Origin of the sequence: Methylovorus sp. MP688 (genome assembly GCF_000183115.1) — a bacterium.
GTDB lineage: Bacteria > Pseudomonadota > Gammaproteobacteria > Burkholderiales > Methylophilaceae > Methylovorus > Methylovorus glucosotrophus.
Map to the genome: position 1 here is coordinate 120,927 of NC_014733.1, position 14,339 is coordinate 135,265.

A 14,339-nucleotide genomic window follows, 5' to 3' on the forward strand; every position below is an offset into this window, starting at 1 on the left:
ATGCCTTACCCTACCTCGGAAGGGCTACGAGCTATGTTTTGATAAATTTCATCGCGTATATGAGTTGTTGATTGAACGCTGAAGTTCTCAATATATAAATTGTAAGCATTTTTTGAGAGAGTACTAGCTAATTTGGGATCTTCTAGCAAACTTGCTATAGCATTAGAGAATTCCGTAGGATTATTAGCTATCATGCCATTCACGCCATGAGAAAATCCAAATCCAAAAGCAGCTTTGTCTGTAGTCACTACTGGGATGCCATTGCCGATAGAAAGCAGAACTTTTAATCGTAAACCACCCCCTCCAAGTCGAATGGGGACGACATTAATACTGTTTTTTATATAACTATTTATGTCGTCTACATATCCCGTAAATACAACGCGGTTATCATGTTTAAATTTTGAAACAAAAGATTTAGACCATCTTCCCAATACAAAAAACTTTATATCAAATTTCGAAAGTTTAGGAAGTATTTCTTCAATAAACCACTCTACTGCATCCTTGTTAGGCAGGTGGCTCTCGTGACCAATAAAGACCAATTTATCCACGGAGAAATCTTCACGGCCATAATCTATCATGACTGGATCGTTTATTAAATTGAGGGGTGATACGTATATAGGCTTTTCTGGGAGTAATTTTTTTAATCTTTCTTGATCGTCATTGCTGTAACTAATTATTGCATCATATTTAGCTAGCAGAGCTATTTCTGTCGCTTTAACATTCTCAATAATAAAGTTATAGTAGTCAGATTTATCTGAGTTACCAATTAAAGTATGATCTGCAAGTAAAGAATATCGGGACTCTACTTCAACATAAACTTTTTTTATAGTAGATGGCAGGCAGTTGACTAATGAAAGATTCTGAGCATATTCAACCTGTATCAAGTCAAAATCAAAATGATTTGCATCTACAATTTTCTTAAGTGCATGAAAGTATCCCGGATTGCAATCAAGAAAGGGATAAAGTAAATGCGGGTCATCAAAAATTGATCTTTTGAATATAACTCGATTCAATATGTAAAATAGTTTTTTAACAAGACGAGAAAAGAACCAGGTTATATTTCTATGAGGAGCCTCAGTAGAAAGGATGTTTACATTTTTCCAATGCTCTTTGAGAGCGCTTAAATTTTGCACATCATTACGGTTGTTTGATGGCATGAGAACTGTAAAGTCGTATTTATTTCTAAGCTGCTCGATAAACGTATAGCTCGCTATTTTCCCACCGTCATCCGGGGGGAATGGGATAACAGGTAATAAAACAAGAATTGAAATATTTTTTTTCATGACTGAAGATTTTATCTCGCAGTTATTGATTGATGTGTAGATAATTTATTCAAAATAAGGAATATATTCTAAAGTGTAATCGACATTGTTATTTCTTTTCCCTATGGTTCTTGCAGGAGACCCAACTGCAATATCCCAGTCTGGGATGTCTTTTGTTACTACTGAACAAGCACCAATGATCGCACCTCTCCCTAGAGTTACCCCCGGCAATATCATTGCCCTTGCTCCTGTCCATACATAATCATTTATTAAGACTGGCGAGTTAACAGTTTCAAAAGATCTTGAGTCTTTCTGATGTGTTAGGCTAAAAATATAAGTCTGTGCAGTTATGGAAACATTGTTTTTGATAGTGATATCGCCAAGTAGATGACAATATCTCCCTATTACAGAATTGTCTCCAATTTCAATTTTATTTGGATAGAAAAAGCATCCCATATGGATGAAGCTTTTTTTTCCTACCTTTACTCCTATGGCGTGTATTAAATATTGCTTTCTCACAAAATAAATAGGGAAAAACGTAAGCCAGTGATTATATATATATAGGAGGAACGCTTTAGTTATCAGCTTAATACACAAAATGTATTTTCTAATTCCTATTGACTTAAATTCTCTATGTTTTTCAGAATCCATTTCATTTGCCTTCATTCACATTTAATATATATCGATGAAAGGTTTTTTTAATAGGAATGCTAAGCTCAGGTGTTAGGTGGAGCGCTACTATAAAAAAACATATTGAAGAAATAATGCCGGTTGCTAAACTTCCATATGTCGAAAGGTTTAAGTTGATTACTGTGATCTTAATTAAAACTGTGATCAACGCTACTATGAGTATTGGTAAAGCTACGTCTTTAGTTACCCACGCAACCGCTTTGCCGTGCAGAACCTTTTTATTGGTCAGCCAAGTGCTGAAAATCACATAAGATATATTCATTACTAACCATGCTAGTGCTCCACCAATAGCACCTCTAGACAGGGATAGATATATTATAAGTGGCAATATAAAAATCATAAGTACGCCATTAATAATAATGGGAAGGCGAGTCATTCCGTATGCTAGTTGTAGTGCATGTGGAATCATCATTATCCCATTCAAGGTTACTCCTGCTGCAAGTAGGGAAATTATTGGGGCTACGGAATTCGCAATTTTTAAGTTTCCAGTCCAGATTTCAATAATATTTTCCGGATATGCGATTAGTAACACGGCTGCGGGGATTAGAAAAACTAATACTATTCGAGTATATAGCCTGAATTTCTGTAATATTAAATCTCGATCTCCGGAAACTACCATGCTTGAGAATTGTGGATAAGCTGCATTATAGACAGGGGTTATTAGAAGATATAATCCATTAACTACAGTCGAAGCAAGCATGTAGTGGGCAAATTGTTCTAAATCTAGAAATTTGCTCAATATTATTTTGTCGAGTTGTGTATATATCATCCCCATTAAAGAAATTGCACTCATTCCAGCTGTGAATTTCCATATATTTTTTAATGAAGAATAATCAAATTTTTTTCTTTGGGTTGATCCTATGATTTTCCATGCGGCATATCGTATTATAAAAGCATGAGATATGCTGGTGATGGCTTGCCAGGTGAAGAACGCTGTGAGGGTGGGGGATATAAATGCGATGACCACAATAGCACCAACATTGCCTATAGTTATCATCGTCATATTGATTGAGCTTGAGAGGACGATGCGCTGTGAGCCCATTAATGCACCTTGATATAGCCCTATGGGCCAACGACAAGCCGCAACCAATCCCATATACATAATCGCATTGGAAACTGTTTCGACCGAATAAGTCTGTGATTTCAGCCAAAATTTTGCGATTAATGGAGCAAATGCCACAAACGATAATGCTATTGCTCCAGCTATTAACCAATAAATGATTGCAAGAGAATGTAGTAGATTGGTGGCTTCCTTGAGTTTTCCAGCGGCTGTGCAGCGAGCGACTTCACGGTTTATCGTTGGCGCCATTCCCATGTCAAGCAATTGAAGGAGCGCTTGCATGGTCGCAAAAAATCCGATGATTCCGTAAGCTTCTACTCCTAAATATTTGAGATAGAACGGTATTGATGCCAAAGCTATTAGGGCCGACCAACTTGAGTTGGCCAATCCGGCAATCAAATTCCTTCCTAGGGTCACGTAGTTTTACTCGTGAAAAATATTGGTATGGTATCCGTGACTTTTTACTAGCTCATCACGTTTAGCTGTTTCCAGATCTTCTTTGACCATCTCTTTAACCAATTCCTGGAATGAAGTTTTAGGCTGCCAGCCCAGTTTGTTTCTAGCCTTTGATGCATCACCCAGTAGTGTTTCTACTTCTGTTGGACGAAAATAGCGTGGATCAACAGATACTATACAATTGCCATTAATGTCATATCCCTTTTCATCAACGCCGTTACCCTCCCATTGGAGCTGCATTCCTAATTCTGTCGCGGCAATGTTTACAAAGTCGCGAACGCTGTATTGAACACCTGTAGCAATTACAAAGTCTTCAGGAAGTTCCTGTTGTAATATTAACCACTGCGCTTCTACATAATCCCGAGCATGTCCCCAATCTCGTTTGGCATCTAGGTTGCCAAGATACAGTTGTTTTTGCAGGCCGAGTTTGATGCGTGATAATGCGCGAGTAATCTTGCGAGTTACAAAATTCTCGCCGCGTACAGGCGACTCATGATTGAAGAGGATGCCATTGCAAGCGAATATGCCATATGCCTCGCGGTAGTTAACCGTGATCCAATAAGCATATAGCTTGGCAACTGCATAAGGCGATCGTGGGTAAAAAGGGGTGGTCTCTTTTTGGGGTGTTTCCTGTACTAGCCCATAAAGTTCAGAAGTGGATGCTTGATAGAAACGCGTTTTATTTTCCAACTTCAGAATACGTATAGCCTCTAATATTCTTAGAGCGCCTAGAGCATCTGAGTTTGCTGTGTATTCCGGCTCTTCGAAAGACACGGCGACATGGCTCTGTGCGGCAAGATTATAAATTTCATCAGGTTGTACCTGCTGAATAATACGGATCAAACAACTTGAGTCTGTCAGGTCACCATGGTGAAGAAAGAAGCGGACGCCCTCTTCATGAGGGTCTCTGTACAAGTGGTCGATGCGAGCTGTATTAAATGACGAAGCACGACGTTTAATGCCATGCACGATGTAGCCTTTGTTGAGCAGTAACTCTGCCAGATACGCCCCGTCTTGCCCGGTTACGCCTGTGATTAATGCAACCCTGTTCATTATTTTCTTTCCATAAAAACGTCAAGCTATATCGGTATAGTCAATTACACGCGCACCTCAAAAAGCACTAAAAAACACGCGAAGATTTTTCGTTAAACCGTTTTAGTGCAGTTTCATATTGCTCTGCGTTATTTCTTTGAGAAGTCTAGGGTCCTTGTTCACCATACTCGCGTAATTTTTGTTGGCTGACCGCACCGTGCGTGAAATCTTATGCAAGCGCGGTGGATACGGGGCAAAAGAGAGGTGCTGGGTGCTGATTGACGAAGCGTCAAATTTTGCCACATTGACGTAGGTTTGAGAATTTTTTCGTTGATTCAGGAGGTATTCATGACGTATTGGTATCCCGAGGAGATGAGTTACTCGGGGTTTCCGCTAGTTAGCTGAAAAATTCATTTTTTTGAATTTTCATGTAACTTACCGTTGACCTTGGAGCAATCCTACTAGCGTGTACCAAGAGGGTGCTGTTGATAACATTATGAAAAATAGAATCACTTTCTCGTTTTCACTAGAAAACGAGAAAGTGTATTTAGAATGAGAGTATATCTTTCTTGGTGGTGGGGTCGATTACTACTCAATCAACCCCAATTCCTTGAGTCTCGCCCTCAGAATATTCCGGCTGATACCAAGCAATCTCGCGGTATGTACCTGATTATGATGGCAAAAATCATAGGCTTTGCTCACCAGCAGGTTGTTGACGATGTCGAACAGCTTGTCCGGTGATTCCTGAAATAACTCATAAAACACCGTTTCCAGTGGGTAGGTGGAAACCTCGCTGCTCTGACCAGCGGAGGGCTTGGCAGGTTTGGCGGGATGATGCGGCCGGGCCGCGTGTTCCTCGCGTTGCAGCAGGGAGTGCGGCAGGTTGAGGTCGTGCGGTTGCAGGGTGTTGGTGTTCGAGACCAGCAATGCACGGTGAATCACGTTTTCCAGCTCGCGGATATTGCCTGGCCAGGGGTATTCGAGCATCACGCGGATGGTTTCCGGGGCCAGTTGGGGCGCAGCAGTCTGGAGTCTTTCCTTGTATACATTGAGGAAGTGTTCCACCAGTGGCAGGATGTCGCCACGGCGCTCGCGCAATGGCGGCAGGTTGATGGGCACGACCTTGATGCGATAGTAAAGATCTTCGCGGAAGCGGCCGGCACGCACGGCCTCTTCCAAATCCACATTGGTGGCGGCAATCAGCCGTACATTAATCGGGATGGCTTTGCGCGCGCCTACCCGCACCACTTCACGCTCTTGCAATACGCGCAGCAGTTTTACCTGGGTGGATTGTGGCAAGTCGCCGATTTCATCCAGAAACAGCGTGCCGCCATTGGCAGATTCAAACCAGCCGATTTTGGACTGCGATGCACCGGTAAAGGCGCCGCGTTCGTAACCGAATAATTCGCTTTCTACCAGCGTTTCAGAGAATGCGCCGCAATTGACGGCCTGAAAAGGCGCATGTTTGCGCTCGCTGAGCGCGTGCATCTGGCGCGCAATCAGTTCCTTGCCGGTGCCGGTTTCGCCAATAATCAATGCGGTGGCATCGCTCTTGGCTACGCGCTCTATCATTCTCAGCAGCTGTTGCGATTTTGGATCGCTGAATACCAGGGCGCTGGCCCGGATGGACAAGCTGACAGAGGATGGATTTGGGTGCGTGATGACGTGCTCGGCCCCTTTTGGTGGCTGAGTGGGCTCGTCGTCTTCCAGGTCATAGTCCCATAATTGAGTTCGCATTGTATGACGCTCTCTTTGGTAAATTGCAGTGCGCAATATAGCTAAATGTTATTAACATTTCCACTAATATCACATTATACCAATATAAGATATGGTTATATCTTATTCAGGCTCATGCAAATTAAGGCATGTAAAAAGTGGTGGTCAGGCAACAGTCTTGTGTTTACAGATGTTTGCCTGCCAACACTTGCTTGATCATGTCCACCTGGGTAAAGGCAGTGTGTGTTTCATAGGTCAATGAATTTAAACAATTAAAATTAATCATGCTGTGCTGGTTCTTTTTGGCATAGCTCTTGCCCCTGCTTGTTTATGCATCATTGGATGCAATACATATACCAACGTAGAGGGCAAAAAAATGAGCGTGATCGCTGTTGAAGCAAAAAGAGAGCTGGACGATTTTGTACAAAGCGTGCTGGAAGAGTCGCAATTGGCATTTGATGTGTTCCGCGAGACCGGAACCATCACGGCCAATGGCACGGTAGGTTTTGTCGAGCGTGTGCCAGGCCAGGAACAACTGGTGATCGTCAATTACGGCGGGCCTTTCAACAAGGGCAAAAAGCTGGAAGCGCTGGTGGTGGATTTTGATGGCAATGTCGTCATCGGCAAAAGCGGCCTGGGCAATACCCGTTACAACAAGCTGTTCAAGCAACATGCGGATGTCACCTCGATTTCCCACGTGCATTCCCCTTATCTGGGCGCATGGGCGCAGGCACACCGGCCTTTGCCTATCCGTTACGTGCCGGTGCAGCGTTTTAACCTGATTCGTGAAATCCCGATCTATATCGACCGTCGTCAGCAGGAAGTCGATTTCATTCTGGATCAGATTCGCCTGAACCCCCACAACACCGCGATTCTGGAAGCCAATGGCGGTTCAACCGTCTGGGGCAAGCAAGGCCTGCGCAAGCTGGCCGAATTCATTCTGCTGCTGGAAGAGGGCGCATTGATTCAAAGTCTGGCCGATTCCCTCGGCGGCTCGCGTGATTACGGTCCTGGCGTGCTGACCCAGCAGTGGAAGATGGCCAAGATTTATGACCAGGCCAAGGCGCTGGGATTGGTGCCTGCCAATGACAGTGCACCTGCCAGTCTTCAGGCAGCAGGTTAAGGGGATATCCGTGAGCTCAACCACTGCACAAGCCATAGACCGGCTCTGGCTCACCCGTTGCCCGGTGCCCACTGCCACCGGTCTCGCCCACAAGCTGGGCTGGCTGGAATCCGAGTTTGCCGCGGATGGCATTGTCCTTTCCACCTTGCAGGATCATCGCGAGCTGGCGCGTCATCATTACGATCACCAGCTGCCCACGCTGATTCGCGAGGGCGGCAATCTGCTGGCGATCGCAGCGCGGGCACAGGGGGCGCCTACACGGCTGATCGGCCTCACCTGGATTGATGAATGGCAAACCATCCTGGTACGGCCCGACTCAGGGATTAGCGAACCCGCTCATCTCAAGGGGCTGCGTCTGGCATTGCCCGCCTTCATAGAGCATCCCCTGCACGACCACATTCGCGGCAGCAGCATTGCGCGCGGCATGAGCCTGCATGGGTACAAGGGCGCGATGAAAATCGCCGGACTGACGCTGGATGATGTGCAGCTGGTGGAAGTGGGCTCCGGACAAGGTGGGCGTGAAGATCTGGGCGGCTTGTGGGCCGGTATCGAGCAACTGGCGGCGGGCAAGGTGGATGCCGTGTATGTGAAAGGAGCCTCTGCAGTAGAGGCCGCACAGCGGCAGGGTGTGGTCGTTGGTATCAATCTGGATACCTACCCGGACCTGCAGTACCGCGTGAATAACGGCACGCCGCGCCCGATCACTGTCCATGAGCAACTGCTGCAGGAGCATCCAGAGCTGGTCGCGCGCTTTCTGTATCAATCCTTGCGCGCATCCGAGTGGGCAAAAACCAATCTGGAAGGGGTGCGCAAGGTGCTGGAAGGGGAGACGCGCTCTGGCGGTATCGGCGTTCAGCAAGCCTACGGGGATCAATTCCATCTTAGTCTGGCCCCCGATTTGTCCGAGCAGCGGGTTCATCTCTTCCAGCAGCAAAAGAACTTCATGTTGATCCATGGGCTGCTGGATCGCGACTTTGATCTCGATGCCTGGATAGACCGAGGCCCACTGGAGACCGCCATCGGCTGGCTGCAAGCTGAGCGAAAAGCAGCCTGAGCGTAGTGGGCGCATTGTCCCAAATGAATGAATTAAGGAGCAGGTAATGAAAGTGAATGTGGTGTATCGCCTGGCGATACTGGCAGCAAGTGTGGCGGCATTCTGGGCATTTGTCGCCCAGCAGGCCGTGGCAGAAGAAGCACCGAAGGTGGTGCGTATTGCCGTGGTGGCTTATAACCTGGCAGGCAAGACGTCCTACATGGGCGTGGATGCCGTCAACAATGAAGGCGGCCTTGAACAAAGCCTGGCCAAAAAAGGCATCAAATTGGAGTGGGTGCCAGCCTCGCACTCCGGGGTCGGTCCTATCATCAATGAAGCCTTTGCCAACGGCACCATTGATTTTGCTGCCTATGGCGATTTGCCACCGATTATCCTCAATGCGGCCAAGCCGGTTGTTCAACTGGTGGCGCCCTGGGGCAGCAATGGCAATTCCTATCTGGTGGTGCCCGCCAACTCCACGGCCAAGAGCATTCTTGATCTCAAGGGCAAACGCATTGCATTGCATCGTGGCCGCCCATGGGAAGCCACCTTTGCCAGCCTTGCCGCTTCACAAGGGCTGACCCTCAAGGATTTCAAGATTGTGAACGTCAATCCGCAAGTCGGCGCCGCTGCGCTTGCCAGCGGTACGGTAGATGGCTTTTTCAGCCTGAATGATGCCTACAACCTGCAGGATAAGGGTGTCGGTCGCATTATCTGGTCCACTAAGACCTCGCTCACGGATCAAAAGCTGCGTGGCGGTATCTGGGCGACAAACGACTTTGTGAACAAATACCCGGAAATTACCCAGCTGGTAGTGAATGCTTATGTCAAAACCAGCTATTGGGCATCGCAGGAAGCCAATCGCGATAAATACATCAAGGACTACCTGAGCCAGGTGCAGCCGGAGTCGGTGGTTCGCCGTGATTACGAAAGTGATGCCGTGCCATGGAAAGACCGCTGGTCGCCCGTGTATGACGGCGTTCTCACCGCCCATTATCAACGCCTGGCTGCCTACGCCAAAAGCTCGGGCTTGATCCGCAATGAGGTGAGTGTCCAGCAACTGCTGAACCCGCGATTTGTGAATCAGGCACTCAAGGATCTGGGGATAGAGCACTATTGGGTGGCGCGCTCTGCGCCGCCTCCGGTGAATGTGGCTCAAGCCAGGAACTAACAACAAGCCGTCGCAAGACGGCTTTTTTCTTGGCTGTTGCAGGGGAAACAAAAGCCACCGTATTTGCTGTTGCCTGAGCAACAGTTGATTTTTTTATGGGATGGATGGTTTTGGTAAATAGCTGAAAATAAACAATAAAAAATACATACCTATGGCTGGCATATGCCTTGCATAGTCATATAGACATTCATGCTCATGCTGTTTTGGAATAAACAGTCATGGGTAAACAGACATTAGGTCGCAATACGATGCGGCATTGAAAAAGAGGTTGGCAGGCATGGCAGTGACAAGGGCAGTAATCGATTTCAGGCGGAGTGAAGAGCCAAAAGATGAGGTAGAGCAGCAGCCTGCGTCCTATGCGCTACAGCTGGATCATGTATCCAAAAGCTACCTCCTGCATGGCGAGCCGCTCAAGGTGCTGGATGATATCCAGCTGGATATCCGTTCTGGCGAGTTTGTCTCCATCGTCGGCGCCAGTGGTTGCGGCAAATCCACGCTGCTGCGCCTGATTACCGGCCTGGATGCGCAGTACCAGGGCAATATCGTGTATCAGGGCCAGCGTATCTCCGGTACGTCGCTCGATCGCAGCATTGTGTTTCAGGAGCATCGCCTGTTCCCTTGGCTGACCGTGGAAGAAAACATTCTGCTGGCGTTTTCGGCGACCAATGTTTCGCAGGAAGAGCGCCATGCCCGCGTCAAGGCGCAGATTGCCACCGTGGGGCTGACCGGCTTCGAGAAAGCCTATCCCCACCAGATTTCAGGCGGCATGTCACAACGTGTTGCCATCGCCCGCGCGCTGGTGTTGCGGCCCCAGCTCTTGTTGCTGGATGAGCCATTTGGCGCGCTGGACGTGCTGACCCGCATGAAGCTGCAACACGAATTGCAGCGCCTGTGGGAGCAAGAAGGATTAACCACGGTGCTTGTCACCCATGATGTGGAAGAAGCCGTGTTCCTGGGCGACCGCATTGTGGTGATGACATCACACCCTGGCCGTATAAAACGCATTGTCCCGGTGAAGCTGCCACGTCCGCGCATACGCTCGGCGAGCGAGTTTCAACGCATACGCGATGATGTATTGAGCGATTTTATTTGATGCGCAATCCACCCATTACTTATCGAAAGGAGAAAGGTCATGTCTAGTCTTTCGAATTCTCAGCCGAGTTACCCGTCAAGTTACACAAAGCTCGGCGCCTTGCCGGACATTGAAGAAAATTTATCGGTTCTTAAAGACGCTGTGGCGCGTGCCGTCTCGGATGGCGGCGAGCGTTTCGGGCTCTACCGCAATCGTGCCCTGGAGCAGCTGGAAAGCTCCGGCAAGTGGCTGACACAACGCAACAGCGGCATCGTCGCGCTGGTGGTGATCGCCCATGTTGTTGGTATTTCGGCCTATCTGGAATCCCAACGTGTGCCGCCCAAGCCACCTGCGCCCAAAGAAGTGGTCGTCGAATTTATCAAGCCAGCGCCCAAGATTGAGCCTGAAAAGAAAATCGAGCCGCCACCTCCACCACCACCCAAGGTTGAGCGCAAGCCGCAGCCAGCCAAGCCAGTGCAGGCCTTGAAAACGGCGCCGGCCGAGCCGGATATCAAACCCAGCGACATGACCGTGCAGGAAAACACCACGGCGCAGCATACACCTGAGCCCGTGCAGGCCGTACCTACGCCACCGCCTGCACCACCTGCGCCCAAGGAAGAACCACTGACCGAGGCCGTGGGCTATGCCGGTTATCTGCACAATCCGCCACCCGAGTATCCCGCGTTTGCCCAGCGTCAAGGCTGGGAGGGCAAGGTCATTCTGCGTGTGCGCGTATTGGCAAGCGGCAAGCCGGGTGCTGTGGAGGTGAAGCAATCCAGCGGCCGCAAGACACTGGATGAAGCGGCCCTCGAAGTCGTCAAAAACTGGGTATTTGCCCCCGCCAAGCGCGGCAGCACCCCGGTGGATGGCTGGGCCACCGTGCCTATCGAATTCCGGCTGGCCAAGTAAGTTGGTCGCCAGGTTACGCATTTATTAAATATCGCTAAATTAAATATTGTTAAGTTAAGGAAATCATTATGGCAATCAGTTCATCAACCTCCCTCATCGTCGATAGTGTGCTTTGGACACTGGTCGCATTTTCTGTTGTCACCTGGACGCTGCTGGCGGTGAAAGGCGTGCAGAATTTCCGCGCCGGCTATCAGAACAAACGTTACAAGAAGGCATTCTGGGCGGCGCCGGATTTACTCTCCGCGGCGGAAATCAACGACTTCAATGGCCCAGCCGCCCGCGTGGCACAGGCAGGTTTCAATGCCCTGCGCGATGCCGATACCCCAGGGCAGCATGACCTGGAGCACAGCGGCGAGCGTCAGGACTTGCTGGAGCGTTCCTTGCGCCAGCAGATCCTGAAAGAGCGTCGCAGCCTGGAAAGCGGTCTGGCCATCCTCGCCAGCATTGGCAGCACCTCACCGTTTGTCGGCCTGTTTGGCACGGTGTGGGGCATCATGCACGCGCTGACCGATATCGGTCGTCTTGGCACTGCCAGTCTGGAAGTGGTGGCCGGCCCTATCGGTGAAGCACTGGTTGCTACGGGCCTGGGTATTGCGGTTGCCGTGCCTGCCGTGCTGGCCTATAACTTTTTTACCCGCCGCCTGAAGCTGGCAAGTGGCGATCTGGATGATTTCGCCGCTGACCTCATCAACCTGTCACGCAAGGTATCGTTCCGCAACAGCAACAAGCCCGACGTGGCATCGTCTGTGGTCAATATCAAGAAAGAGGCATTCGCATAATGGCATTCTCTACAAGTAACGACGCCGATGAGGTATTGAGCGAAATCAACATCACACCGCTGGTGGATGTGATGCTGGTGTTGCTGGTGGCTTTTATCGTCACCATTCCCGTGCTGAATAACGCGATTACGGTCAATCTGCCAAAAACCGCACCCACTCAGCCTGCCGAGCAGAAAAAAGCGGTAAGCCTGAGTGTGGATGCCCAGGGCAAGGTGTTTATCGACAAGCGCGAGCTGGCGGTGGCTGATGTCGAGCGCGAGCTGAAAGCATTGCACGCTGCCGACCCAGACCTGAGCTTGCACCTGAGCTCGGACGAGTCGGTGAATTACGGCACGGTGGCCAAGGTCATGGCCGCGATTGAGCGGGCAGGCATTACCCGGCTTGCTGTATTAACCAACGCAGAATAGCGGGCGCAGGCAAATGAGTATCGGTATTCGGGCCGCCATTGGCCTTAATCGTGTGGCCGGGCGCGTGCATTATCGCAAGCTCAAGCTGGCAGCGTTTGTATCGCCCGTGCTGCTGGTGCTGCTATGGGGCTGGGTCAGTCACCTGCAGCTCATTTCCCCGCAGCTGCTGGCATCGCCACTGGAAGTCGCCAGTACCTTTCAGGAGCTGCTGGCATCCGGTGAGTTGCAGGAGCATCTCAGCAAAAGCCTGTCGCGTCTGGCATTTGGTTACAGCCTGGGGGCATCGGCCGGGCTGTTGTTTGGCATCCTGATGGCCCTGTCCAAAAACGTGGAGGCGCTGTGCGCTCCGCTGTTTCATGGCATACGCCAGATTCCCACCATCGCGCTGATCCCGATTTTCATCCTGCTGCTGGGGGTGGATGAAAGCTTCAAGATTGCCATTGTCATCAAGGCCTCGTTCTTCACGGTGGCACTGGCGGCCTATGAAGCTACCCGCGGTGTCTCTGTTAACTACCTGGAAGTGGCGCGGGTATACAAGCTGCCCTGGACCACACTCTATGGCAAAGTCATTATCCCGGCGATTTTCCCGCCGGTACTGACGGGTTTGCGCATTGCGTTTGCCCGCTCATGGACCGTGCTGGTGGCGGCCGAGCTGCTGGTGGCGGATAGTGGCCTTGGGCAGATGATGCAGATGGGGCGCGATATGTTCCGCCTGGATATTGTGCTGGTCGGCGTCGTGCTGACAGGCGTGATCGGTTTTTGCATAGATCGCAGTTTTAAATGGGGCGAAGCCCATCTGGTGCGCTGGCGCGTTGCCTGAGGAGTAGGTAGTCATGCGTTCAATTTCTTCTTTGTTTTCCCGGATAGGCCTGGGCCGTCGCGCGGTCGGCCTTATCCTGCCAATACTCCTGCTCCTGGGCTGGCAATATATGTCCACTCGCGGCGCCTCGTTTGCCTATGCTTTTTCGTCGCTGTCGCAAATGCAGGACGCCCTGCGCGAGCTGATCGCCAGTGGTGACCTTCAGGTCAATCTGGCGGCCAGTTTGCAGCGGGCGCTGACCGGGCTTGCCATCGGTGGTTCGTTTGGCCTGGTGCTGGGCGTTTCCATGGCCAGTTCCAGATTCATCGATACTTCGGTGGGGCCGCTGTACCATATTCTGCGTCAGGTGCCACTCATGGGTCTGGTGCCGGTGTTCAGCCTGTGGCTGGGCAATGGAGATACCGCCAAGCTGTTTATCGTGTGCCTGTCGGCGTTTTTCCCACTGGTGTTGGCCACCTATGAAAGCCTGCGTCAGGTCGATGGCAAATTTCTCGAAGTGGGCAACGTGCTCAAACTGAGCCGTGCCCAGCAGTTCCGGCATATCCTGTTGCCCGCTGCCTTGCCCAATATCTTTACCGGTGTGTCATTCGCGCTGGCCATGGCCTGGCTGTCTACCATAGGCAGCGAGATTCTGTTCAATGCCGGGGCTGGCCTGGGTAATCTGATGATGAATGCCGAAATGGCCTCCCGCATGGATATCCTGGTAGTGGTGACCATATTGATCGGTGTCGTCGGGTATCTGCTGACCTTTGTGCTGTATCGCATCACGGCTTATCTTTTCCGCTGGCGCAAAGTCGCCAGCGAGTAAA

14 protein-coding genes are annotated in these 14,339 nt (G+C 49.9%); 9 read left to right on the forward strand and 5 right to left on the reverse strand.

The genetic code is table 11. The features are described 5' to 3' along the window. Window positions 1-5: 5 nt before the first annotated feature. The 5 genes from MPQ_RS00550 to MPQ_RS00570 form a co-directional block, all read right to left on the reverse strand. Window positions 6-1,283, reverse strand: a complete 1,278-nt coding sequence (locus tag MPQ_RS00550; protein ID WP_013440929.1) for a glycosyltransferase — start codon at window positions 1,281-1,283, stop codon at window positions 6-8. Window positions 1,284-1,328: 45 nt separating this feature from the next. Beyond that, window positions 1,329-1,913 (reverse strand): DapH/DapD/GlmU-related protein, encoded by a 585-nt coding sequence (locus tag MPQ_RS00555; protein WP_049821856.1) that lies wholly within the window; start codon window positions 1,911-1,913, stop codon window positions 1,329-1,331. A 1-nt stretch (window position 1,914) separates the two neighbouring features. Continuing rightward, window positions 1,915-3,411: an oligosaccharide flippase family protein gene (locus MPQ_RS00560; RefSeq protein ID WP_168088807.1), complete on the reverse strand. Its 1,497-nt coding sequence runs from the start codon at window positions 3,409-3,411 to the stop codon at window positions 1,915-1,917. A 24-nt stretch (window positions 3,412-3,435) separates the two neighbouring features. Continuing rightward, on the reverse strand, window positions 3,436-4,521 hold the full coding sequence (gene gmd / locus MPQ_RS00565; protein ID WP_013440932.1) for a GDP-mannose 4,6-dehydratase: 1,086 nt from the start codon (window positions 4,519-4,521) through the stop codon (window positions 3,436-3,438). Window positions 4,522-5,088: 567 nt separating this feature from the next. Then, a complete protein-coding gene (locus tag MPQ_RS00570) occupies window positions 5,089-6,237 on the reverse strand; it encodes a sigma-54-dependent Fis family transcriptional regulator (RefSeq protein WP_013440933.1) in 1,149 nt (382 codons plus the stop codon). A gap of 355 nt (window positions 6,238-6,592) precedes the next feature. Here MPQ_RS00570 and MPQ_RS00575 point away from each other — a divergent pair, with 355 nt between their 5' ends. From MPQ_RS00575 to MPQ_RS00615, 9 genes are all read left to right on the forward strand, one after another. Further along, the gene (locus MPQ_RS00575) at window positions 6,593-7,339 is read left to right on the forward strand and encodes a class II aldolase/adducin family protein (RefSeq protein ID WP_013440934.1); all 747 of its coding nucleotides are present in this window, start codon (window positions 6,593-6,595) and stop codon (window positions 7,337-7,339) included. Next, window positions 7,302-8,393, forward strand: coding sequence for an ABC transporter substrate-binding protein (locus tag MPQ_RS00580; RefSeq protein ID WP_049821857.1), 1,092 nt, complete (start codon window positions 7,302-7,304; stop codon window positions 8,391-8,393). Before MPQ_RS00575 ends, MPQ_RS00580 begins: the two co-directional genes overlap by 38 nt. A 46-nt stretch (window positions 8,394-8,439) precedes the next feature. After that, entirely contained in the window at window positions 8,440-9,543 is a 1,104-nt protein-coding gene (locus MPQ_RS00585) for an ABC transporter substrate-binding protein (RefSeq protein ID WP_013440936.1), read from the forward strand. A gap of 277 nt (window positions 9,544-9,820) precedes the next feature. Continuing rightward, a complete protein-coding gene (locus MPQ_RS00590) occupies window positions 9,821-10,636 on the forward strand; it encodes an ABC transporter ATP-binding protein (protein WP_013440937.1) in 816 nt (271 codons plus the stop codon). A gap of 39 nt (window positions 10,637-10,675) precedes the next feature. Continuing rightward, a complete protein-coding gene (locus tag MPQ_RS00595) occupies window positions 10,676-11,524 on the forward strand; it encodes an energy transducer TonB (RefSeq protein WP_013440938.1) in 849 nt (282 codons plus the stop codon). A gap of 68 nt (window positions 11,525-11,592) precedes the next feature. Further along, the gene (locus MPQ_RS00600; RefSeq protein WP_013440939.1) at window positions 11,593-12,303 is read left to right on the forward strand and encodes a MotA/TolQ/ExbB proton channel family protein; all 711 of its coding nucleotides are present in this window, start codon (window positions 11,593-11,595) and stop codon (window positions 12,301-12,303) included. Beyond that, a complete protein-coding gene (locus tag MPQ_RS00605; RefSeq protein WP_013440940.1) occupies window positions 12,303-12,710 on the forward strand; it encodes a biopolymer transporter ExbD in 408 nt (135 codons plus the stop codon). Before MPQ_RS00600 ends, MPQ_RS00605 begins: the two co-directional genes overlap by 1 nt. A 13-nt stretch (window positions 12,711-12,723) precedes the next feature. Beyond that, the gene (locus MPQ_RS00610; RefSeq protein WP_013440941.1) at window positions 12,724-13,530 is read left to right on the forward strand and encodes an ABC transporter permease; all 807 of its coding nucleotides are present in this window, start codon (window positions 12,724-12,726) and stop codon (window positions 13,528-13,530) included. 13 nt (window positions 13,531-13,543) lie between these two features. After that, window positions 13,544-14,338, forward strand: a complete 795-nt coding sequence (locus MPQ_RS00615; protein WP_013440942.1) for an ABC transporter permease — start codon at window positions 13,544-13,546, stop codon at window positions 14,336-14,338. Window position 14,339: the final 1 nt, after the last annotated feature.